Origin of the sequence: Lacrimispora algidixylanolytica, assembly GCF_003609635.1 — a bacterium.
GTDB classification, from domain to species: Bacteria; Bacillota; Clostridia; order Lachnospirales; family Lachnospiraceae; genus Lacrimispora; species Lacrimispora algidixylanolytica.
Map to the genome: position 1 here is coordinate 332,393 of NZ_MCIA01000001.1, position 23,333 is coordinate 355,725.

Below are 23,333 nucleotides of genomic sequence, written 5' to 3' on the forward strand. Positions count from 1 at the left end.
CTCGTTTCACAAATGTAAACTATAGCAGGTTTTATTTTAAGTGTCAAGGGGCATAACTTTATTTTTTTATTGTCTTCCCTAAAATACAGAAGAATGGCTCATGGTATATATTTCCATCCGTTGTTAAAAATAAAACAGACCTTCCCAGTAAAGAATCAAGATTTAGATCTTAATCTTACTAGAAGGGCCTATTTAATAGGAAGCTTTCATCTTATCATTCCCCGTATAACTGTTGCACAACTCCGGCAATTAACTTAGCCGTTCCGGTAACTCCGAGGAGTGAGGAGTCGATCATAAGGTTTGTATGTTCCGGGTTATTTGGAAGGTAACCGGCATATTTTTTATGATATGTGTTTCTCGCTTTATCCACGGACTGAATCATCTTTTTGGCTTCACTGATTGTCATGCCTAAAGAATTGACGCAGTTTTGAATCCGCTTTTGATACGGAGCATAAATAAAGATATTAATATTATTCTTTTCTTTTTCCAGTATGTGATTGGAGCATCTGCCCACCAGGATACAACTTTCCTTCTTTGCAAGATCCAAAATGATATCCTTTTGAACATCAAAAATGATGTCCTGCATGTAATCCTCATCGGTTCCAAGTGGAAACATATGAGAGAATAATAGATGTTTCGACTTTTCTTCTTCTTCACTTATGGTTGAAATCGGAAGATTCAGTTTTTTTGATACCTCTTCCACAATATCACGGTCATAAAACTTTACTCCAAGTTCTTTTGAAAGTTCCCTGGCAATAGGGCCCCCCATACTTCCAAACTCACGGGCAATCGTGATTGTAAACTTTTTCATTCAAAAGTTCCTCCCTAACCAGTTACGATAGTTTTTTGATAACGCCTCACCACAGTACTGAGTGCAAAGCAGATGATAAAATAGCAAAGTGCCTCGAAGGCAAACAGCATCATCATGCCACGTACATCGTAGATACTGCCTAAAACAACAGAGCTGTTTCTCATAAATTCTGCAACGTCCACCATCTTTAAGAAGGAGGTATCTTTAATGATTGTGATGACCTGGCTTAACAGTGCAGGTATCACCTTCTTAAAAGTCTGGGGAAGTATAATGTACCAGAGGGTCATTAAAAACCCAAATCCCTGAGACCGGGCGCTGTCAAACTGACCCATGGGAATGGCGTTTAACCCTCCTCTAACGATTTCTGCCATAACAGCAGAAGTAAAGAGCGTAATTGCAAATACCGACACTCCTACTTTATTCCCTTTGACCGTAAAATAGATCCAGAGGATCCACAAAAGATTGGGGGTACAGCGGAAAAATTCAGTATAAATTGCAACCAGCACTCCTGCCCATTTCCATTTACCAGATGCATAGGTACGGATTAAGGCAAACACAGTACCAAAAAACATACTGAAGATAGTAGATAACACTGCGATCAACACGGTCATCTGCAATCCTTTTAACATAAAGAATACATTTGCCTGAGTGAAGATCTGATGAAATAATTCTATCATGCGACCTCCTCATCTGCTGTAATTTCAAGCCTTTTTGCAGTCGGCAGCTTCATAGAACGAATCTCTAAGTAGCGGGCAAGCCTTGCCAGAGGGAAACAGATGATAAAGTACATAACCGCACTTGTAAAGTATGCCTGAGCAAAATAGCCTCTTTCAGAACCCCAAGAATCTGTAAAATACATGAGATCCATACCTGCAACCATGGCAAGGATAGAGGTGTTCTTAACAAGCCCAAGAGCCTGATTGGCTAGAGGCGGCAGGATTATCTTCACGGTCTGAGGCAAAACGATGTGATACATGGTCTCCAGATAAGAAAACCCCTGAGAAGATGCTGCCTCAGACTGTCCCTTCGGGATAGCTTCAATTCCGGTTCTAATAACCTCAGCGATATAGGCTCCATGATAAACACCAACTCCCACCACGCCCAGTATGAATTTAGGGATGCGAAAACCCGTGTTTGTAAAAAGCATGGGCAGGATAGAGTAATAGCAGACCACCTGCAAAGCCAGAGGCGTATTCTGTATTAATTCCACATAGATTCGTGAAATAATACGAAACGGTTTGAATTTAGCCGTAGATAACAGACCGAATACCACTCCTAGGGCAAGCGAAACCGCAAGCCCTACCAGTGATATTTTAAGAGTCATAAGAAAGCCTGGTATATAATATTCGGGAAATGCCTGAAACAGGGCATTCCAGCGTTTTGGATCAAAAAGACCTTTAATCATATCAACGTTCCTTTACATTACAGGTTACTGTAATCCCCATTTATCCTGAAGTTTCTTCATAGAACCATCAGAAATCATGGAGGTGACTTTCTCTTCTACCAATCCTGCAAGACCTGTATTATCTTTTGCAGATGCAACTCCATAATCCTGTTCTGCAAAACGATCTTCTAAGATTTGATTCTTATCATTTACATAACCTGCTAAAATGGCGCGGTCAACGGAGAAACAGTCAATCTGCTTGGTTGCAAGAGCCTGAGCAAGTGCTGGATAACCATCAAATTCCTGGAACTCTGGCTTAACTTTTAAGCCTTTCTCATCTACATACTTCATGGTTACTTCTTTTGTATTGGCAGACTGAGCAATTCCTACAACCTTGCCATCAAGTCCTTCGATGGAAGTAATACCAGAATCCTTATTTACCAAAAGGCCTACAGCATCGGTATAGTAAGGTGTGGAGAAGTTATAAGTTTCCTTTCTCTCATCTGTGATGGTAAAGGTAGCGATAACTAAATCAATTTCTCCGTTCTCTAAAAGAGGACCTCTCGTTTTAGCAGTAACACCCTGGAATGCAACCAGTTTCTTCTCTTTTGCTTCTTCTGGTGTACAACCAAAGATCTTGCCTGCGATCTCATAAGCAAGATCATCTTCAAACCCTTCATATTCTCCTGTTGCTGTATTTTGAAGGCTGAACTTTGGAATATCGGATTTACAACCAACCTTTAAAGTACCACGATCAATAATCTTTTTAACGTCAGCTGCCACGTCTTTTGTGCCAGCCGCGGTAGTCTCCCCTGCCTTGGTAGTTTCTGTAGCTGCTTTGGTAGTCGTCTGTTCCGGTTTAGAACCACCACACGCTGTTAAGGTAGCCGCCATGGCTATTGTAAGTGCAAGTGATAACATCTTTTTCATCATATCTGTTTCCTCCTCAATCATGATATTATATTAAACAAACATCCTAGTGCAGGATCTTGCTTAAAAACGCTTTGGTTCTTTCATGTTCCGGGCAATCAAAGAAATGCTCTGGTGTACCCTCTTCAAGAATATACCCTCCATCCATGAAAATTACTCGGTCTGCTACCTGACGGGCAAATCCCATCTCATGAGTGACGCAGATCATCGTAATATTTTCATGAGCAAGCTCCACCATAACACTTAAAACCTCCTGAACCATCTCAGGATCAAGGGCTGAAGTTGGCTCATCAAAAAGAATGAGCGGCTGTTTGGTGCACAATGATCTTGCTATGGCAACTCTCTGCTGCTGTCCGCCAGAAAGCTGAATGGGATAATTACCAGCTTTTTCCTTTAAACCAACTCGTTCCAAACAACTTAAGGCGTTCTTTTTTGCCTCTTCTTTGGGAACATGCTGCAACTTGATGGGTGCCAGGGTCAGATTTTCTAAGACGGTAAGATGGGGATATAAGTTAAATTGCTGAAAGACCATGGATGAATATTTCTTTGCTAATTCCAGATGATTCTTTTTTGTTACTTCCGTGCCTGCTACTGTGATTTTGCCGCTTGTTGGCTCCTCCAGGTAATTGATGCACCGGATAAAAGTGGACTTACCGGAACCGGAAGGACCTATAATAACGAGCTTCTCACCTTCCTTAACCGTAAGGCTGATATCCTTTAAAACTTCCAAGTCTCCGAAGTTCTTTTTTAAGTTTTCGACTTTTACCATATCTGGCATACTTTCATCTCCTTTCTATGCAAAAGACTGCGAATATGCAAAAAAACGCCTAAGGGTAAATACTCTTAAGCGTCTTCGCTTATTTTTGTTGTTTAATTGTTGTTATTATAAAAAGTTTTGATTAAAAAGTCAAGAATTATTTTTCTAACGTGTTTGATTCATTCTGCATAATTCCTTGGATGCAAGAGCATGAAACATAGTGGCCTGGAGATATCTCACGCAGTTCGGGAACCGATTCTTTACACCCATTTTCCGCATACTTACACCTGGTATGAAAGTGGCATCCGCTGGGTACATCCATGGCACTTGGAAGATCCCCGGTAAGTACCACACGGTTTGTAATTCTTGCTATTTTGGGGTCAGCTACAGGTATGGCAGAAAGCAGGGCTTTTGTGTAAGGATGAAGCGGATTTTCATAGAGTTCATCACTGTCTGCCACCTCCACCAGCCTGCCTAAATACATGACGCCAATCCTTGTGGAGATGTGGCGCACCATGGACAAATCATGGGCAACGAACAAATAGGTCAGTCCCATCTCTTCCTGGAGTTCTTCCAGCATATTTACAACCTGTGCCTGAATGGATACATCCAGAGCTGAAATCGGTTCATCACAGAGAAGAAATTCTGGTTCCACGGAAAGTGCCCTGGCAATTCCAATTCTTTGACGCTGTCCGCCAGAAAATTCATATGCATACTTATGCATATCATCTGGTTTCATCCCAACCCTTTTTAAGAGTTCTTCGATTCTTCCATCCATTTCGCTAACAGGCATACTTCCTCCAGCAGTCAGGGACTCTTTGATGATTTCTCTTACATTTAAATGGGGATCCAGAGCAGAATATGGATCCTGGAATATGATCTGCATCTGTTTGTGGATGGGCAGAAGCTTTTTCCCCTTCCATCCAGTAATATCCTGCCCTTTAAAATGGATGGAACCGCTGGTAGGTTCATACATCCGGATGAGGGTCCGTCCAAGAGTGGATTTTCCACAACCAGACTCTCCAACAAGGCCAAAGGTCTCCCCTTTTCGAATGGCAAGATGAATGCCATCCACGGCCTTTACCTCTGCCTTTTTACGCCCAAAAAAGTCCTTCGTTGGAAAGTATTTACAGAGGTTTTTTGCTTCTAGTAAGATCTCATGGTTATTCTGGTCCATATCACTGCACCTCCTTTTCCATGGCAGAAAGCTCTTCGTCTGAAAAGATGCACATAGCCCTTTGAGTATCCGAATACACACGGTACTGTGGAATACCCTCATTGCAGGTTTCGCGGGCAAATTTACAGCGCTCTGCAAAGGGGCATCCTGGGGGTGGAGAGGCCAGAGATGGGGCCATTCCTGGAATGGATTCTAGACGTTCTCTGCTTCCTGACTGGGGCCTAGGAATGGCTCTTAACAGTGCTTTTGTATAAGGATGTTTGGGAGCATAAAAGATTTCATCCGTTAGCCCCTCTTCCATAATAAGTCCACCGTACATAACACAGATTCTATGGCTTAAACTTGCCACCACACCAAGATCATGCGTGATGAGCACTACACTCATCCCATTTTCTTCTTGAATCTTTTTTAGGAGCTCAAGAATCTGAGCTTGTATTGTCACATCAAGGGCTGTGGTTGGTTCATCTGCAATTAAAAGCTTTGGCTTACAGCATAAAGCCATTGCGATTAAGGCTCTTTGACGCATACCGCCGGAAAATTCGTGAGGATATTGCATCAGCCGTTTTTCTGGAGAAGAGATTCCCACTTGTTTTAATACTTCAATGGCTTCTTTTTGTGCTTCTTTTCCATTCATCTTCCGGTGTCTTTTTAAGACCTCAACAAGATGGTATCCTATGGTTCTTAAGGGGTTTAAGGCTGTCATGGGATCTTGAAATACCATGGCGATTTCCTTTCCCCGTATCTTTCGTAGCTGCTCCGGAGTCATGATGCTAAGCTCCTGCTCCTGAAACCTGGTTTCATCTGCGACTACTTCCGCATTATCAGGCATTAACCCCATGATCGATTTCATCAGGACACTTTTACCGCTACCTGATTCTCCTACCACGGCAAGAATTTCTTTATGTTCTACATGAAAGCTGACGCCTCGTACTGCCTGCACCGACCTTCCATGGGTGTGAAAAGTGGTGTGTACATTCCTGGCAGACAGGACCGCATGATTTTTATTGTTTTCTTCCACTTTATTTCCTCACTCTATTCTTTCTCATCGTTCATAACCTTAGGTTCCACATAGACCCGGAGTAAATTACCAAGCTTATTAAAGCCAAAAATCGTAATAATGATTAGCAGTCCTGGAATCAGAGCCATAAAAAAGTTATTCTGCATAGTTCCTTGAGCATCTTGTAACAAGCTACCCCAAGAAGACATAGGTTGTTGGATTCCAACCCCTAGAAAGCTTAAAGAGGACTCTGTCATAATGGCATCTGCCATGCTAGTCGTCGCTGAGACGATGATGGTTGGAAATACAGAAGGTATGATATGGCGGAGAATAATATGAAATACGCTGACACCGGAAAACTTTGCATAAAGAACAAATTCCCGTTCCTTTAGGGAAAGGGTTTCCGCACGTACCAGCCTTGCAATCTCCATCCAGGTAAAGAGGCCGATTACCAGAATAATAGACTGTATGCCCGGCTTTAAAAAGATGCTGACAACCGTTACTAATATCATCCAAGGGATCGAATGGAGGATATCAACGATTCTCATAAGTACCGTATCAATGATCCCACCGCAAAAACCAGAGATGGTTCCTACCGCTACGCCGATGGTAAGGCTTGTAAGCATGGCAAGAAAACCGACTAATAGAGAGACTCTGCCTCCGTAAATCACCCTGGCAAAATAGTCCCTTCCTACTTCATCCGTTCCAAAAAAGTAACTTATGGACGGTGATTTCAGACGATTGATGACATCGGTAGCATTGGGATCCATTGGGAGGAATGGCGCTATTAGTGCAAGCAGGATGACAACGGCAAGAATAATCAGAGAAATTACCGCTGCTTTATCGTGTTTTAACACCAGAAGAACGCTGTCCATTCTGGTAGACCTTGTGTGTTTTTTCATTGTTTCATTCTTTCTCATTTGTCATCACCCCATTTCCCGGATTCTTGGGTCGATGAGACAGTAAAGGATATCTGACAAAAGATTGCCGATGATCACCAGGGTTGCAGAAAGTACCAATATGATCATGACGATGGGATAATCAAGTCCTTGAATGGCTTTGATAAAGTAAGGTCCTACCCCAGGCCAGCCAAATACAGTCTCTGTAATAATCGCTCCGGTTACTAAAAGGGGAAGTGCCATTCCAAGTCTTGTCACTACTGGTAAGAGAACATTTTTACTCACATGCTTAAACATGATCTCCCGCCTGCTGGCCCCAAAAGCCTGCTGTACCAACACATAATCCTCTGAGTACTGAGTCAGAGTGGAGGAACGGACAAACTTTATATTGGCTGGCAAGAAGGTAAATACCAAAGTCGCAAAGGGCATGATGTAGTGTCTTAGAAAATCAACCACAGATGATTCCATACCAACAGAATTCATTCCAACAAAGGGAAGGAGCTTTAGCTTATATCCAAACACAAAGATAAGAAGCATGGAAAACCAGAAGGAAGGAACTGCAATACCAACGGAAGAAAAACCGTCAATCAGCTTATCTGTGGCACGGTTTTTACGAGATCCTGCTAAAAGTCCCAGCACTACCGCCAGAGAATAGGCCGTAAAATATGCCGGAAGTACTAGCTTAATTGTATTTGGAATTCTCACGGAAAGATCCGCTGCAATGCTTTGCTTTGTAACGATAGAATATCCATAATTTCCATTCATCAGTCCGTCCAGCCAGCGGATATACTGGATAAAAAGCGGCTGGTCAAATCCGTACTTTGCCTTGATTAGATTAATGGTCTCCTGTGACATCCTTGGATTTGTCATCGCGTCTATGGCATCATAGGGAGCAAAATGCATTAAGGTAAAGCAAAGAATTGTTATGAATAGGACCATGGGTATGGCTGTCAATATTCGTTTTAATATATATTTGGCCATATGATTTCTCCTTATAAAAAGAGGGTATCTGCCGCAGGAATCGAAGCAGCAAACACCCCCTTTTTCAAATTTTATTTAAGCTTAAGTTTTGAAGTGTCTTCAAAGGTATAAACAGGAACTAACTTCGCTTCCTCAATCCCTGCGATTTTATCTGATACCACTAAAAGACGCTTATTGGAATACAGCGGATAAAAACAAGCCGTATCTTGTAACTTCTTCTGAAGCTCTGTATAGATCACTTTTCTCTTTGCTTTGTCAGTTTCTTTGCGTCCCTGAGAGAAAAGGTCATCGATTTCAGGATAATCATAATGCATATAGTTGTGGCTGTTGCCGCTTTCAAAGAGGCTGGTAAAGGTATCTGGGTCAATTCCCATAATATAACCACCAAAGTACATATCGTAGGAGTTATCTTCCTTTTTCATCTGCTGACTTAATGCAGTGGAGTCCACTCCCGTTAAGTTTACCTTAATGCCTACCTTCTGAAGCTGTTCCTGAACTAAAATTGCAGTGGTTGACTGAATGCTGTCTGTGGCACTGTATGCAAGAGTAAGTTCTGGTGCTTTATTACCGGAAGCTGCAAGGAATTCTTTTGACTTCTCCAGATTCTGACCATACTTTTCAACGTCCTCTGTAAAGAACTCACTGTTAGGAGGCATAAAGCTCCATGGCAGATCGTAGTTAGCAGCATCTAAGAAGATAGCGTCTGCAATGGCCTTTTTATCAATCGCATACAGAATCGCTTTTCTTAAGTTTTCATCATTCATACGCTTTGCATTCATCATCAGATAGCCAACGCGGCCTTCCTGATAAGGCTTCACAGTTAAGTTGTTAGACTTTAAGTCCATCTGCTCTACCTGAGCAGGGGTACCAATCCAGGCATCTACTTCACCACTTTGAATGGCTGTTTTCGCTGTGTTCTCATTTTCAATGATTCGATAAACAATGTTATCGATGGAAGGTGCTCCAAGGAAATAATTCTCATTCTTTGTGAATTTCACATAAGAACCTGCGGAGTACTCAGACATCACATAAGGTCCAGTTCCAACTGGCTTTGAATTCACTTCATTGTTTTCAAAACTGGTCACATTCTCATAAACATGCTTTGGCATGATGAAAATCTGGGAAAGCATCTCTTCCGCTGCTGCATTGATCACTGGCATGGTAAAGGAAACAGTATAATCATCAACTTTTGTAACTTTTACACTTCCTTCTGGATAAACAAGCTGGGAATAAGCCCAACCTACATTCTCTTCTTTTTCCATGGCTTCAAAGGTAAATACTACATCATCAGCCGTAAATTTCTCACCATCAGACCACTTCACATCATCTCTTAAGTGTACGGTGTAAGTTAAGTTATCATCAGAAGCATCGATGCTCTTTGCAAGGAAGTAATTGATTCCATCTGCGTTATACATATATAGGGGGGAATAGATCATCTTGAGTGTCATAAGTCCAAAACGATCGCTTGTTGTAATAACATTTACATTGGCTCCTGGATCACCTGCGATGGCATAAGTAAATGTACTTTCGCTTCCGGTCTTGGTTCCAGCAGTGGTTTCCCCTGCCTTTGTTGTTTCACCTGCTCCACTTGCAGTTGTATTATTTCCTGCCCCCGGATCTTTTCCTCCGCAAGCAGTTAGAACTCCAAGAATCACGAGAGATGATATGAGAGCTAACCCACTTCTTTTTAATGTTTTTTTCATAAATAACTCCTTCCTATTCTAGTCAATCCACGACGTATATGAAAATCCAGTAACTCTGGTAGCCGTCTTTTATTAAAAATATAGTTTATTATATACTCACTTCATAGGTTTTTGCAACTGGTTTTCTTTAATTTCCTATATTTTTTATATGTTTAAATGTTTATACCTATATTTTCTGGATTTTCCTCTTGTCGCCGTTTGATAAATCTCCCTTAGTTGCAAAAATTCCGGTGCATCTTTGCACCGGAATCTTCTCCTTATTCTTCTTTTACAACTTACACACTTCGGATGGAAAAGGTTCTATCATAAGGAGTGTAGTCGTTAAAGTATATGGTGAAACCGGATTCGTTGATCTCTTCTCCAGAATAATGTCCCCCAAATTCATGGGTTCCATAACCAGGGCCTAACAATAGTTTTTGATTTTCATGATGTAAAGTCAAGAATCCATCCCGGAGCACCATTTCTTCTCCCTTTGCTCCCCGGATATGGAAATGTTCATTTTCCAGAATGCTCCCAGCCGGAATGCAGATTTCAACACGTAATGGCACCTGATCAAGCCCTTCCGCTTTTACATTAATTTCCATTCCATCGGAAAGTTCCTTTAAGGTAACGGTCATCTTAATCTCACTGCTGTTTAGAATTTCTCTCTTGCTATGATCCATCTTCCACCAGTCACTGGTGTCTTGTTTTTCTGAAAAAGGAAGATAATACCAGCCTTTTGCTACAGAAGTAAGTACACAAACACCATCTTTTTCTTCTATGGTATGAGGAATAAAATTACGGATATCACAGTAGCTTTCACCTATTTTTAAGTAGATAAGAGTCTCTTTAAATTTGAGAAATAAGAAGGAACTTCTTCCTTTTAATATACTGTATCCATACTCTGGTGTTTTTCCACGGATTACGCCTGCCTCTTCAAAGTGTTTATGATAGGTCTCTAAAAATCCATAACCTTTGAACTCATACTCCATCATAAAATCATGAAGCATAATAATATGAAGACACTCTGGTGCCATATCTCCACGCTCTGTATTGTCCCTTATAATCTTATGAGCTGCATGATCAAAAACTTCTAGGCCTGTCTTAGCCGCCATGTATAAATACTGGTATAAATACTTGTCCGGGTAATCCGCCTTGCCTTGATCCTGCCTTGTGGAATTCTGGGTAAATATGGTATCATCCGGATCGATGTAGTAAAGCATCATCTTTAAATTTCGCTCTACATATAAAAGGTAGGAGTCATCACCAGATTCCTCATACATCGCCATCATGGCATTGTTAACCACTGCATTGTAATTGCCTGTGGAGCGCTCTGCGTATTCTCCCTCTTCGTTGCCGTCTATTCCCTCTAAAAGATACTGCTGTGCCCGTTTTGTAAGCGCCAGAGACAGTTCAGGATTTTCCTCCTTTACCAGATTGGCTCCCTGCATAAGGGCAGCCGTAATGCCCCAGCGATGATTCGGTGTGTGGAAGCCTCCGATTAAAAGTGCGTTCAGTGCCTTAATGAGAACAGAACGGTAACCTGTTTTTAAGGTCACAAGTTCTTCTTCCCCGGTGTATTTTAAAAACAGACGATACGTGGCGATGAGGCGCTTAAAGCAAAAGGAAGTATCTGGCGCTGATTTAAAGTTACAAGACGGGTAATCAAAGCTTCCGTCTTCTCTCTGGCAGCGTTTAATAAAGGTGAGAGCTGCCTCCATTGCCTTTAAGAGAGTCTCATTTTTATAATAGCGGCTTTTCTCATTCAAATAGACGCTGGCTGCATCCGCCATAACATATATGGTTGGCTTTACTTCTAAAAGAGGACGTTTCATCCCTCCGTAAAAAACATCTCTTACATCTTTCACTTGCAGGCTTATAAATTGATCCACTCTTATTTCTGCAGAACGGATCATATGTTCCATGTATCGTTTCATCCTGATTGTCCTCTTTTCTATGATTCTAACAGTGCTGCACCAATAAGGCCTGCATCGTTATCCAGCGTTGCAACCGTAATTTTCGTCCTGTTACGGGAGGTAGCCGCGTAATCTTCTTTGTCAATGATGGCCTGAAGGGGTTTTAATAGAAGGTCCCCTGCCTTACTGATCCCGCCGCCAATGCAGAGGACCTCTGGCTGAAAAATATTAATTAAATCTACCAAACCCGTAGCCAGGTACTCGATGAATTGACTTAAAACTTGCTTTGCAATCTCATCTCCTTGCCTCACACCGTCAAACAAGGTCCTTCCTTCAACTAGGTCTATGTTCTTGCCGCACAGCTCCCACAAAAGGGATTCTGGGTGTTGTTCCATGGCTTCCTTTGTCTGGGCCACCAATGCGGTAGCGGATGCATAAGTTTCAAAGCATCCTCGTCTCCCACAGTTACAAGGAATCCCATTTCTGTCGATAACAAAGTGACCGAACTCTCCTGCTGCATAATTCACACCGCGAAACAGTTTGCCATCTAAAATAATACCACCACCCACCCCAGTTCCAAGAGTGACTGCCAGCATGGATTTGCTTCCTTTTCCGCTGCCTGCCACATATTCTCCCCATGCGGCGGCATTGGCATCGTTATCAAACCGAATGGACTTGCCTGGAAGTTCCTCTTTTAACATGGAGACCATTGGTTCATCATAAAACCCAAGATTATTGGCATATTCCACCATGCCTGTATCCCGGTTAGCCGTTCCTGGAACGCCAACCCCTACTGCTTCTATGTTCTCCCATGGAATCTCTCCCATTTCAGCCACTTTCTTTGCAAGACTTGCCATATCTTTTACGATTTCTCTGGCGCTTCTCCCGCTTTTCGTTGGAACGGACATCTGCTTTATTAAGGTGCCATCCTCTCCCACCAGTCCTGCTGCAATATTTGTTCCCCCAAGATCGATACCAACGTAATATCTCATGTTCCTTGCTCCTTTTGTAATTTCTTCCTTTGCAGCCACGTTTCCAGTCGCTTCCCGTCCCCATTGACAATCAGTTCTTCCGGGAAATTTATTGCCTCAAGCATTTCTAAGGCATTTGGAAAAACTCCCACCAGCTTGCAAAAATGGGCATCTGAATTGACCATCACAAAAACCTTATGAATGGCACATAATCTGGCAATCCTCATGCAGTTTTCTCTCGATTCCTTTCTTACATGAAAGGTCGCCTCATTGATTTCTACTGCCTTCCCATACTTCCCAAACTCAGGTATGACACGTTCATAATCATAGGTAAAGCACTTAGTCCCGCTATGGCCGATGATGTCCACCAAGGGATTTGCTGCCACATTTAGATAGGCTCTTGTGTGGTCCTCTTTTGTTCCTGGAAGTATCACCTCGTCATGAAAGGAGGCAATGGTATAATCAAGCCTGTCTTTCATGGTGTCCCCGCTTAGGTCAATGCTTCCATTATAATCTGTAATGTTTAATTCTGCTCCCCGGTAGACCCGAATTCCTTCTACGATTTCAGGTAAAATTCGTAAATTTCGAAAATGTCCCTCAGGGGCTCCGTCTTCGTGGGCCGGGCCATGGTTACTGATTCCTATATAGGAGAGCCCGGCCGCCTTTGCAGCCATAATATTCTCATAGACGGTACTGTAGCCGTGTTTGCTCACATCCGTATGGGTGTGTAAATCCGCTGTCAGATGTTTTATCATTTTAACCTGCTTTTTTAATTGTCCTTGTTATGGTTTCTTAATTACACGGATTAGCAGGGTTCAATTTAACTCTTATCCGCTGATGGAATCAATCCGCTTATCCGCAGACCACTTGATAATCAAATTGTTTTTTTCATATCCCGGTGGAAATAGCAGGTCTAATTCTACCTTGGTACTATCTTTAGATTTCCCTATTTTCACATTTAAAACCTTGATCTTTTCTTCGGTAAACATATTAAAAAGTTCTGTGATAATGGAATCGTAGTGGGAGGTGTTGATCTTTAGCATACTCCGGTAAGGCTCTTTGGATAAAAAGGGCACATCATGAAGGATAATCTGGGTGAAGATAAGAAGCAAGCTTGCCCCGCAACCCACAAAATAAGAGCCAGATCCAATTGCCATGCCAACTCCTGCCGTTGCCCAAATACCAGCAGCTGTAGTCAGTCCGCTTACGGAGTTGTTTTTTATAAATATAACTCCTGCACCCAGAAAACCGATACCGGAAACGATTTGAGACGCAATTCTTGACGGGTCAAAATTAGGAATATCCCGAAACCCGTACTTAGAAACTACCATCATAAGGGCAGCTCCCATGGCCACAATGGCATGAGTCCTCATTCCGGCACCTTTGTAGCGGTTTTTTCTCTCATACCCGATGAGATAACCAAAAATCCCTGCCACAATGATTCTTATAAACAAGCTGGTCTGATAGACGAGATCGTACTTCTCGATTACTCCCACCAGCATTTGTTTGACATAAATCATTTCCTTACCCCTTTTCTGTTCATACTGATATATTATAAATATGCTACTAATTTATCATGTTTGATTGGATCCGTCACCTCAGAATTTGCGATTCTTACCTATTTTACTGTGCATTTCTTGTATTCTTATCTTGCATAGGCATTTTATTAATTGTATGATAACTTGTATCAATATAAAAGTGAGGTACTATTTTGATTAAACTTGCCATATGTGATGACGAGGAAACTATGGTTTCCGACTTAAAAGAAAGAATAACGGGTTATCTCATGATGCAGTCCTGCCAATTTGAAATTGACTTATTTCAAGACGCAAGATCCCTGCTTCAAAAAGATACTCATTACGATATTATATTTCTGGATATCCAAATGAATGGAATAACCGGAATGGAAGCCGCGCAAAAAATGCGTAAGGCCGGGAAGAATTCCTTTCTGGTCTTTGTTACCATATCTCCGGAATATGTATATGACGCATTTGAAGTGGAAGCCTCAGATTATATATTAAAGCCCATATCGCCAAAGCGTTTTTCCCGCACCATGGACCGGATTCTCCATTATATCAGCGAGCAGAAGAACCGGCGTCTTTCCATACAAAAAGGATCCTACTGCAAAATCGTCCGGTTTGATGATATACTTTACTGCGAAATCATTAACCGGATTATCTATGTACATACCAAAAATGAGGTCATTGATTACTACTGTAAAATCAAAGAACTGGAAAAACAGCTTGATCCATGCTTTTTTCGATGCCATCGCAGCTATCTGGTAAATTTAAAATTTGTCAACAGTTGTGAAAAGGGAATGGCTCACTTAGAAAACAGCGAGCAGATTCCAATTTCAAGATTAAAACAGCAGGAATTTCTTTCCGCTGTGCTGCTTTATATGAAAGGCCGGTGATACCATGGACTTTATAAACATTCTATTCTTCTTTTGTTTGTTAAACGGCCTTCTGGCTCTTTCTGAACTGTATTTTTTCGGAACATTCACGCACGTGCCGTTAAAGAAGCACCACTATGTTTTCTACACCGCTCTGATGTATATCATATATGGCCTGGAAATATACGTTAAGATGTCATTTATTTTCACCACAGCAATAGAAGTGCTTGCTTTGTTTTCATTTGGCTGCCTTATTTTAAGATGCAGGCCCTGGCTGTCGGGAATCACCGCAATCCTAGCCATAACCATCATGCAGATCATAAACGGATTATTTCAGACAATGACTCAAATTGTTTATGGCTGGGGGGTTCCCCTTGGCAATTTTGAAAAACTGCTTCTTGCTGCCATTTCTCTTACTTCCGTAATCTCGGTCTTTATTGCTTACCGGTATACTATAAAGTCCTTTTACGGGCGGAAAATAGCATTGACACAGCAGGTACTGATCTTATTGCTCCCAACTCTATTTATACTGCTGATTCTGCAATTTATTATCAGTAGCTCCTCCAGCATAGGCTTTCTGTCACAGCTTACGAACGCAGGCCATATGATTCTGGAATTGTCTGCTCTGGGGTGCCTAGTAGCAGTTCTATATGCCTATCACCGGCTTCTCACCGGATTTGAACTGGAGCTAAAAAACACCATGTTAGAACAGCAGGCCGCCTCCCAGCAGGATTACATTGATGAATTAAAATACCGTTACGAGCAGACTCGCTCTTTTCGTCATGATATTAAAAATCACTGGACCATCCTTGAAAACCTGATTCAGAAAGAAGAACTGATTAAGGCTCAGGAATACCTTGGAAAGCTAAAAGATGTAACAGATAAGACCTCATTTCCCTGCAGCACAGGCAACACTGTCATCGATATGCTGCTAAGCAGCAAGCTGGGGTTAGCCGCCCAAAAAGAAATCCATGTTGACTGTACGGTTAAAATCCCAGCTAAGAGTTCCTTGGATGATCTTGATTTATGTATCGTTTTTTCCAACGCGGTAGACAATGCAATCAATGCATTAAGTACCTTAACAGAAGGAAACAAATACCTTCTCTTATCTGCCATGCAAAAGGGAAGCTTCTTTATGATTGAAGCAGAAAACAGTCGGTGTATGAAAGACAGTTCACCCATTGTTTTTGGCATTGGCCTAAATAACATAAAAGCAGTTGCACAAAAATACAATGGCACTATTTCCATCGAAGATGGACCTGATTTTTTTCGGTTAAATGTCCTGTTTCTCATTCCACAACACCAAACATACCATTGACACCAAATCCATTGCAGTAAAATGGCTATATTTTTATAATGAAACCATCACAAAAGACAGGAGGTTTTATTATGAACATAAGCAGTACCACAAGTGCCGCCCCAAACCAATTTGGCGCAAATACCGATTCTATTGGCAGCATTGATTCTGAAGACAACAACGCAGCCATTAAGGACTTACAAGGAAAAAAGGCCCAGTTGGAACAAAAATTGAAAGCGGCGAATGAACCATTCTCAACCAAGCCCAGTAAGGAATATGCCAGCCTGAAAAAAGAATTAGCCGAAGTCGAGCGTAAGATCGATGACTTAAAAGCCGATACCAAAAAGAAAGAAAAGGCTTCATCCTCTTCCAGAGACTCATTTGACCAGTACAAACCGGGGGACGATAAGTTGGAAACCGGCACTTACAGTCAGGATTTTGATGAAAATCAAAAAAGGCTTCTATTCTGATAAAAATAGCCGCTATGTAAACAGAGAGATGCCCTGTCAATCGAAAGGGCATCTCTCTGTTTTTTAGTTCACTTCCTTGACCCAGTTATATCTTGGGTCATCGACTCTTGTTGTCCAGGGATTACCAGGAAGATGGCGGATCATCCAGCAGTAATACATGGGAAATCCAGGTGCAGTTGTCTGAGGGTGGGTCTTCCCTCCAGGAATGGCTGCACAGCTTCCGTCCTTGATCTTAAAGGCTTCCTCGCCAATAAAGCAGGCGCCAAAGCCCTCTGGCCGTTCGTAACGATAGTAATACACCTCTGGCTGGGGATGCTCGTGGGGGGTGTAGCTTGACCAGCCGCCTTGATGGGTAATTACTTCTCCATTTACCATATTGGAATAAGGAGCATTGCTGTAATCAAAGATGGTGCGAACCGTACGCTTCATTTTATTTTCCCAAAGTCCCTCACCAAACGTATCATTGGTGCAATCCTCTGGCCGGTAGAATATGCTTTCAAATGTATTCTCATTTTCGGTACACTGAACTAAGACCTGGCTGTCGGCCTTTGCAGTCACAGTAACGGTTATTTCCTTGGAAACATGAAGACAGTAAGGGCCTTCCTCAATGAAACTGCTACGCGTTCCACACTCCTCCTTCCCTTCCCAGGAAAAGGTGATTTCCCCGGTGAGAAGTAGGACTGCCATCTCGCTTAGAGGATAGGAAAAGGTGCGTTCCTCTCCTTTCTTTAACTCATAGACAGCAATATCCATTAACATATCATTGTTCGCGTCTCCGGCTTTACACAGGGTCTTAACTCCCTCCTGATCAAACTCCGGGTAGCTAAATAATTGGCTCATGGCAACTCCTTTCTTCCTTTCTATCACTTACATTGTAATTTCTGAAATTTTAACAGGTCTGTGCTCTTCTACGGATTTCTTTGCTGCGATTCCCATAAGTACTGGCTTTAATCCATCTAACACCCCAAGAGGAGTATCTGTATTGTTTTCAATGGCTTCAATAAAGCAGTTTACTTCTTTTGCAAAGGACTGCATGTAGCGCTCTAAGAAGAAGTAGAGAGGTTTTTCTCCGGTCACACCGTCTGCGGTGCTGAGTACTGCACTGGATTCGGTATCATTGGCAGTTGCCACCATACCCTTGGAGCCAAATACCTCTGCTCTCTGATCATAGCCATAAACAGCCTTTCTGGAGTTATCAATCACTGCTATGGCGCCATTCTCCATCTTAATGGTGATGACTGCGGTATCCACGTCTCCTGCTTCTCCAATGGCTCGATCAACTAAGACTGCTGACTGAACGTAGATCTCCTCTGCGTCACAGCCTGCAAGGAAACGCACCATATCAAAATCATGAATGGTCATATCAAGGAACATACCGCCAGAAACGGCTGCGTACTCTGCACTTGGTGGCTCTGGATCTCTGGAGGTTACCTTAATGATATGAGGCTCTCCAATTTTACCTGCTACGACTGCATTCTTAACTGCCTCAAAGTTGTGATCAAAACGACGGTTAAAACCTACCTGATACTTCACCTTGCTATCCTTTAATGCCTCAATGACATCTTTGATTTTATCAACGTCATGGTCAATTGGCTTTTCACAGAAAACGTGTTTACCAGCCTTAATTGCTTCCACAGAGATAGGGGAATGGGTGTTGGTGGAAGAACAAATTAAAACGGCATCGATTTCAGGATCCGCTAAAATCTCCTTATAATCCTTGGTGGTATGATTGACACCCATGCCTTTTGCCCAATTGGCAGTCTCCTCGTTCATAAATGGGTCAGCAATGGTTTTGATTGTTGCATTCTTTACTATGTTGCAGATGCTAGTCGTATGAACTTTTCCGATTCTTCCAGCTCCAATAATTCCTACAGTTACCATAATTTCCTTCTCCTTTTCATGTTTGATGTATTAAAGACCAGTTTTTTCTGAGATGAATTTTCTTGCACTCATGGCGTACTCCAGTGGGTTTGCCTTTGCTGGATCCTGCTCCGCTTCCACTACCATGTAGCCTTCATAAGAAGCGTCCTCTAATACTTTAAAGATAGGATCAAAGCTTACGCAGCCATCTCCAGGAATGGTGAAAGCACCTGCCCGTACCCCTGCAAGGAAGCTCATTTTTTCTTCCCTTACCTGTTTTACCACATCTGGACGAATATCCTTTAAATGTACATGCTTAATGCGGTCCACATATTTGGTAATCATAGCCACCGGATCCTCGTTGCAGTAAGCAAAGTGTCCGCTGTCAAATAAGAGGCTAACGTATTCCGGATCAGTTCCTGCCATCATGCGCTCTACCTCGGTTGCACTTTGAACAACGGTTCCCATGTGATGGTGGAAGGTAAGATGAACCCCATACTCTTCTTTGGATACTTTTCCAAGGCGATTTAAACCGTTGCATAAAAGATCCCATTCCTTATCATCCATCTCATGTTTGCCTTCAAATACAGGCTGATCAAGCATTCCCTGTGTGCTATAGCTTTGTTCCGAAACTCCAACTACTTTCGCCCCCATAGCTGCAAGGAAAGCCACATGCTTTCTAAATTCTGCCTCCGTCTCCTCGTATGGCTTGCTGATTAAGAAGGTGGAAAACCATGCGTTGCAGATCTCGACTCCTCTTAACTTTAGGGCCTTTTTTAAGACCTCCACATCCTTTGGATACTTATTTCCCACCTCAGAGCCAGTGAATCCGGCCAGTGCCATCTCGCTGACACACTGCTCAAAGGTATTCTCCCCTCCAAGATCTGGAAGATCATCATTGGTCCATGCGATTGGTGCAATTCCTAATTTTACTTTCTCCTTGTTTAACATATTGGTATCCCTTCCCTATTTTATTATTTAATACCGCCTTGCCTTACCGCGGTTTTCAATCAGAGTTTCATATGCTTTTTGCTGCCCTTCATCTCCGGTCACACTTGCAAGTCCCACATTCCACCATGAATTGTAACCTTCTGTCATGGTCTTTGGAAGTACCTTGATATCAATTAAGGTGGAAACGGTCTGTTTCTTCGCATCTGCAAGTGCTGCCTTTAATTCATCCAGTGTTTTTGCTGTGTAGGTTTTAACCCCATATCCTTCACATACCTTTGCATAATCCACTGGTATCAGTCCACCGTTTAGTGCCCCGTCTTCACTGCGATAACGGAATTCTGTTGCCAGATTTCCAATGCCATTTGACATCTGGAGATTGTTGATACAGCCAAAGCCGCAGTTGTCAAACAAAAGAACGTTAATCTTCATTCCCTCCTGAAGAGAGGTTAAAAGTTCGCCATGAAGCATCTGGAAGCTTCCGTCTCCGCACATGGAGTATACTTCCTGCTTTGGTGATGCCATCTTTGCGCCAAGACTTGCCGCAATCTCATAGCCCATACAGGAATAACCGTATTCCATGTGATAAGCATCTGTTTGATCCGTGGTCCACATTCTCTGTAAGCATCCTGGAAGACTACCGGATGCCCCGACTACGATGGCGTCAGAATCAATCTCACTGCGGATTAAGGAAATTGCCGCCGTCTGAGTGATCATACCGCCAGTCAGTGCAACGAACTCCTCAATGGATACAGGGTTTCTGGCTTTCACCAGAGGTTCAAAATCATCATCATAACAGTAAGTGGAAAGGTGATCCATCTCCTCATCCCAAGCTTTCTTTGCTGCCTCAATTTCACCGTCATAACCAGATACATATCCCTGTTCTTCCAAACGTTCTGACAACACACTAAGAGCTGCCTTTGCATCCGCCACGATTGGAAATGAGTCCATCTTATAGGCATGGAATCTGGAAATGTTAATGGATGCCATTTTCATTTCGGGATTTTTAAACTGGTTCTTGGAGCCAGTGGTAAAGTCTGACAAACGGCTTCCTACGGAAATAATTAAATCGGCCTCTTCTACAATGGTATTTGCAGATAAGTTTCCAGTCACGCCTAACCCTCCTAGGTTATAAGGATGAGAGGATTTACAAGCACTCTTACCAGCCTGAGTTTCCGCAAATGGTATGTGGAATGTCTCACAGAACTTCATCAGTTCCTCACCGGCTTCTGAATACCGAACGCCACCGCCGCAGATCACCATTGGTTTTTTGCTCTTTACAATCATTGCGATCAAGTCGTTTAAGTCTTCTTTGGTTGGCACCGGACGGGAGATTCTATGCACCCGTTTCTCAAAGAAATAATCTGGATATTCATAAGATTCCCCTTCCGCATCTTGAGAAAGTGCGACGCAGACTGCGCCTGTTTCTGCTGGATCCGTAAGAACTCTCATGGCATTGATCATAGTTGACATCAATTGTTCCGGTCGAACGATGCGGTCCCAGAACTTGCACACAGACCGGAAGGCATCGTTGGTGGTGATCGATGGGCCATAGCTTTGCTCCAACTGCTGCAGCACTGGGTCTGGCTGTCTGGTGGCGTAAGTATCACCAGGAAGGAGGAGAAGAGGAATGTTATTTACGGTGGCACAGGCTGCGGCTGTTACCATATTGGCTGCACCTGGTCCAATGGAGGAAGAACAGGCAATGATTTTCTTTCTGTTGTTCTGCTTGGCATATCCTGCTGCCACGTGAGCCATTCCCTGTTCGTTTCGTCCCTGATATACCTTTAAGCTTCCTGGATTTTCATCCAGAGCCTGACCAAGACCTACCACGATTCCGTGACCGAAAATGGTGAAGACTCCTTCTACAAACTTTGTTACTTCTCCGTCTCGCTCCACATACTGGTTATCTAAAAACTTTACCAGTGCCTGCGCAACCGTCATTTTGGTGTACCCCATAACCCTTGTCTCCCTTCTTTATGCTCTGGCGATCATTTCGCCGTATTTTTCCTTGCTTTCTTTGATAAATGCATGAACTTCATCCGGTCCCGGAAGATCCTCAGAACAAGAGTGACTTGCAACCATCATCGCTGCTTCTGCACTACCAAACTCCAGACAATCAATCATCTCCCAGCCTTCAAACAATCCATATAAGAAACCGGAACCATATCCATCCCCGCCACCAAAGGATTTAAGAGCCGTAACTGGGAAAGGCTTGATGCTATAGCGGTTTCCATCGTTTGTATAAGCAGTGGAGCCTTCCTTCCCATGCTTAATAATGACGATCTTTGCCTGTTCCTTATGCCATGCAGCCGCACTCTCCTCATCGGAACGACCTTCTTCGATTAATCGTTCCGTTAAGTTAAATTCCTCTCTAGAACCCATGATAATATCCGATTCCTTTGCTACCAAAGAATAGTAGATGGATATCTCATCCTCACTGACCCAGTTATAAGGACGGTAATCAATATCAAATATAATGACTGTGCCATTCTTCTTTGCAAGCATCACTGCCTTAAGAGCTGCTTCTCTGGAAGGGCTGGCTGCAAGAGACGTTCCGGAAATCAGGATTGCCTTTGTATTCTTTATATATTCTTCATCAATATCCGCCGGATCAAGCTGCAAATCTGCAATGCAGTTGCGATACATTAAAATACTGCTTTCCGTAGGAGATAAAATTTCCGTAAATGTCAGGCCAATCTTTTCTCCGTGCTCACAGCGGCGGATCTTGGTTACATCGATTCCTTCTTTTTTGAAAAAGTCTGTTACAAAATCTCCGAACTGATCATCGGATACTCTTGCAAAAAATCCTGCCTTTAATCCATGTCTGGAAACACCAACTGCGATGTTAGCCGGCGATCCGCCCACATACTTTTTAAAGGTGGTGCACTCTGCCAGGGGATGGAAATAATCCACCGGGTTAAAATCAACGGCAACTCTGCCTAGTAAGACTAAATCCATCGGTCTTTTCTCATCAAATGTAATATACTGCATGCTTTCCCTCCTGACTACAGCGGTTCTGCACAATTAAAAATGCGGATGTGCTGTGTAACATTATCGTAAACGCCTTTTACCATAGCTTCATTTAACCCAAAATAATCGTGTTTTCCTTCACTCCCCAGATATTTGATTGCCTCTCTGGTCAAGCTGTCAAAGCTTGCAGTGGCAATGTTGATCTTGCGTATGCCAAGTGAAATGGCGATTCTAAAATCCTCTGGTGTAATCCCGGTTCCTCCATGAAGCACCAAAGGTGCATCTGTGATCTTACCAATGGCTCCTAACACATCAAAGGCCAGACGAGGCGCCACCGGATAATTGCCATGGGCGTTTCCAATGGCAACTGCCAAGGCGTCCACTTCGGTCCGTTTTAGAAAAACCTTAGCATCCTCTGGGTTGGTGCAGCGAATCCCTTCATCAACACTGCCATCCTCACTTCCGCCCACCAGACCAAGCTCCGCTTCCAGTGTGGCTCCGTACTTCTTAGCAAGGTCAGCCGCCTGCAACGTCTTTTCTATATTCTCTTCAAAAGGAAGGGTGGAACCGTCCATCATAATCGAAGTGAACCCATATTCCAGCGCCTGATGAAGCACATCTAGTGTCTTCCCATGATCCAGATGAACGGCAATATCCACAGAAGATTTCTTTGCCGCCTCCACCATCATGGGAGCCATGAGAGCCAGTGGAGAATGAGGAAGCCTAACCTCTGCAATCTGTAAAATGATAGGGGTATTCATATCCTCAGCCGCCTTCACCGCTCCCTTTACCATCTCAAGGTTCCCCACGCTAAAGGCTCCAACGGCCCCATGTTTCATCTTTGCCTGATCAAGCAATTCCTTCATTGTTACTAATGCCATACGCTTC

23 protein-coding genes are annotated in these 23,333 nt (G+C 42.8%); 3 read left to right on the plus strand and 20 right to left on the minus strand.

Annotated elements, in window-relative coordinates:
• Nucleotides 1–214: 214 nt before the first annotated feature.
• From BET01_RS01585 to BET01_RS01650, 14 genes are all read right to left on the minus strand, one after another.
• Nucleotides 215–811: a cytidylate kinase-like family protein gene (locus BET01_RS01585; RefSeq protein ID WP_120194996.1), complete on the minus strand. Its 597-nt coding sequence runs from the start codon at nucleotides 809–811 to the stop codon at nucleotides 215–217.
• Between the two features lie 14 nt (nucleotides 812–825).
• A complete protein-coding gene (locus BET01_RS01590; RefSeq protein WP_120194997.1) occupies nucleotides 826–1,488 on the minus strand; it encodes an amino acid ABC transporter permease in 663 nt (220 codons plus the stop codon).
• Nucleotides 1,485–2,216 (minus strand): amino acid ABC transporter permease, encoded by a 732-nt coding sequence (locus BET01_RS01595; RefSeq protein ID WP_120194998.1) that lies wholly within the window; start codon nucleotides 2,214–2,216, stop codon nucleotides 1,485–1,487. Before BET01_RS01595 ends, BET01_RS01590 begins: the two co-directional genes overlap by 4 nt.
• Before the next feature lie 24 nt (nucleotides 2,217–2,240).
• Entirely contained in the window at nucleotides 2,241–3,128 is an 888-nt protein-coding gene (locus BET01_RS01600) for a transporter substrate-binding domain-containing protein (protein WP_120194999.1), read from the minus strand.
• 43 nt (nucleotides 3,129–3,171) lie between these two features.
• Entirely contained in the window at nucleotides 3,172–3,903 is a 732-nt protein-coding gene (locus tag BET01_RS01605) for an amino acid ABC transporter ATP-binding protein (RefSeq protein WP_120195000.1), read from the minus strand.
• Nucleotides 3,904–4,039: 136 nt separating this feature from the next.
• Nucleotides 4,040–5,059, minus strand: a complete 1,020-nt coding sequence (locus tag BET01_RS01610; RefSeq protein ID WP_120195001.1) for an ABC transporter ATP-binding protein — start codon at nucleotides 5,057–5,059, stop codon at nucleotides 4,040–4,042.
• Nucleotide 5,060: 1 nt separating this feature from the next.
• Entirely contained in the window at nucleotides 5,061–6,077 is a 1,017-nt protein-coding gene (locus BET01_RS01615; RefSeq protein WP_120195002.1) for an ABC transporter ATP-binding protein, read from the minus strand.
• A 14-nt stretch (nucleotides 6,078–6,091) separates the two neighbouring features.
• Nucleotides 6,092–6,976 carry an ABC transporter permease gene (locus tag BET01_RS01620; protein ID WP_207667547.1) on the minus strand — a complete coding sequence of 295 codons (885 nt, stop codon included), beginning with the start codon at nucleotides 6,974–6,976 and terminating at the stop codon, nucleotides 6,092–6,094.
• A 6-nt stretch (nucleotides 6,977–6,982) separates the two neighbouring features.
• Nucleotides 6,983–7,936, minus strand: coding sequence for an ABC transporter permease (locus BET01_RS01625; protein WP_120195003.1), 954 nt, complete (start codon nucleotides 7,934–7,936; stop codon nucleotides 6,983–6,985).
• Between the two features lie 71 nt (nucleotides 7,937–8,007).
• Nucleotides 8,008–9,639, minus strand: coding sequence for an ABC transporter substrate-binding protein (locus tag BET01_RS01630; RefSeq protein WP_120195004.1), 1,632 nt, complete (start codon nucleotides 9,637–9,639; stop codon nucleotides 8,008–8,010).
• 275 nt (nucleotides 9,640–9,914) lie between these two features.
• Nucleotides 9,915–11,555 carry a hypothetical protein gene (locus BET01_RS01635; RefSeq protein ID WP_120195005.1) on the minus strand — a complete coding sequence of 547 codons (1,641 nt, stop codon included), beginning with the start codon at nucleotides 11,553–11,555 and terminating at the stop codon, nucleotides 9,915–9,917.
• A gap of 17 nt (nucleotides 11,556–11,572) precedes the next feature.
• Nucleotides 11,573–12,526: an ROK family protein gene (locus BET01_RS01640; RefSeq protein ID WP_120195006.1), complete on the minus strand. Its 954-nt coding sequence runs from the start codon at nucleotides 12,524–12,526 to the stop codon at nucleotides 11,573–11,575.
• Nucleotides 12,523–13,260 (minus strand): phosphatase, encoded by a 738-nt coding sequence (locus BET01_RS01645; protein WP_120195007.1) that lies wholly within the window; start codon nucleotides 13,258–13,260, stop codon nucleotides 12,523–12,525. The genes BET01_RS01640 and BET01_RS01645 overlap by 4 nt, the downstream gene beginning before the upstream one ends.
• A gap of 72 nt (nucleotides 13,261–13,332) precedes the next feature.
• Nucleotides 13,333–14,025: an MgtC/SapB family protein gene (locus tag BET01_RS01650; RefSeq protein ID WP_330512330.1), complete on the minus strand. Its 693-nt coding sequence runs from the start codon at nucleotides 14,023–14,025 to the stop codon at nucleotides 13,333–13,335.
• Nucleotides 14,026–14,216: 191 nt separating this feature from the next.
• Between BET01_RS01650 and BET01_RS01655 the strand changes: the two genes are divergently transcribed.
• The 3 genes from BET01_RS01655 to BET01_RS01665 all read left to right on the plus strand — a co-directional run bounded on the left by BET01_RS01655 (nucleotide 14,217) and on the right by BET01_RS01665 (nucleotide 16,664).
• Entirely contained in the window at nucleotides 14,217–14,918 is a 702-nt protein-coding gene (locus BET01_RS01655; RefSeq protein WP_120195008.1) for a LytR/AlgR family response regulator transcription factor, read from the plus strand.
• 172 nt (nucleotides 14,919–15,090) lie between these two features.
• The gene (locus BET01_RS01660; protein ID WP_158584963.1) at nucleotides 15,091–16,215 is read left to right on the plus strand and encodes a sensor histidine kinase; all 1,125 of its coding nucleotides are present in this window, start codon (nucleotides 15,091–15,093) and stop codon (nucleotides 16,213–16,215) included.
• A 71-nt stretch (nucleotides 16,216–16,286) separates the two neighbouring features.
• Entirely contained in the window at nucleotides 16,287–16,664 is a 378-nt protein-coding gene (locus BET01_RS01665) for a hypothetical protein (RefSeq protein ID WP_120195010.1), read from the plus strand.
• Nucleotides 16,665–16,727: 63 nt separating this feature from the next.
• Here the strand turns inward: BET01_RS01665 and BET01_RS01670 are convergent, their stop codons facing one another.
• The 6 genes from BET01_RS01670 to BET01_RS01695 are packed head-to-tail and all read right to left on the minus strand — an operon-like array spanning nucleotide 16,728 to nucleotide 23,326.
• The gene (locus tag BET01_RS01670; protein ID WP_120195011.1) at nucleotides 16,728–17,504 is read right to left on the minus strand and encodes a 5-deoxy-glucuronate isomerase; all 777 of its coding nucleotides are present in this window, start codon (nucleotides 17,502–17,504) and stop codon (nucleotides 16,728–16,730) included.
• 27 nt (nucleotides 17,505–17,531) lie between these two features.
• Complete coding sequence (gene iolG, locus BET01_RS01675; RefSeq protein ID WP_120195012.1) at nucleotides 17,532–18,545, minus strand: inositol 2-dehydrogenase; 1,014 nt, start codon at nucleotides 18,543–18,545, stop codon at nucleotides 17,532–17,534.
• Nucleotides 18,546–18,575: 30 nt separating this feature from the next.
• Complete coding sequence (gene iolE, locus BET01_RS01680) at nucleotides 18,576–19,475, minus strand: myo-inosose-2 dehydratase (protein WP_120195013.1); 900 nt, start codon at nucleotides 19,473–19,475, stop codon at nucleotides 18,576–18,578.
• 27 nt (nucleotides 19,476–19,502) lie between these two features.
• Nucleotides 19,503–21,431, minus strand: coding sequence for a 3D-(3,5/4)-trihydroxycyclohexane-1,2-dione acylhydrolase (decyclizing) (gene iolD, locus BET01_RS01685; protein WP_120195014.1), 1,929 nt, complete (start codon nucleotides 21,429–21,431; stop codon nucleotides 19,503–19,505).
• Nucleotides 21,432–21,449: 18 nt separating this feature from the next.
• Nucleotides 21,450–22,466, minus strand: a complete 1,017-nt coding sequence (gene iolC / locus BET01_RS01690; RefSeq protein WP_120195015.1) for a 5-dehydro-2-deoxygluconokinase — start codon at nucleotides 22,464–22,466, stop codon at nucleotides 21,450–21,452.
• Between the two features lie 14 nt (nucleotides 22,467–22,480).
• Nucleotides 22,481–23,326 carry a class II fructose-bisphosphate aldolase gene (locus tag BET01_RS01695; RefSeq protein ID WP_120195016.1) on the minus strand — a complete coding sequence of 282 codons (846 nt, stop codon included), beginning with the start codon at nucleotides 23,324–23,326 and terminating at the stop codon, nucleotides 22,481–22,483.
• Between the last annotated feature and the right edge of the window lie 7 nt (nucleotides 23,327–23,333).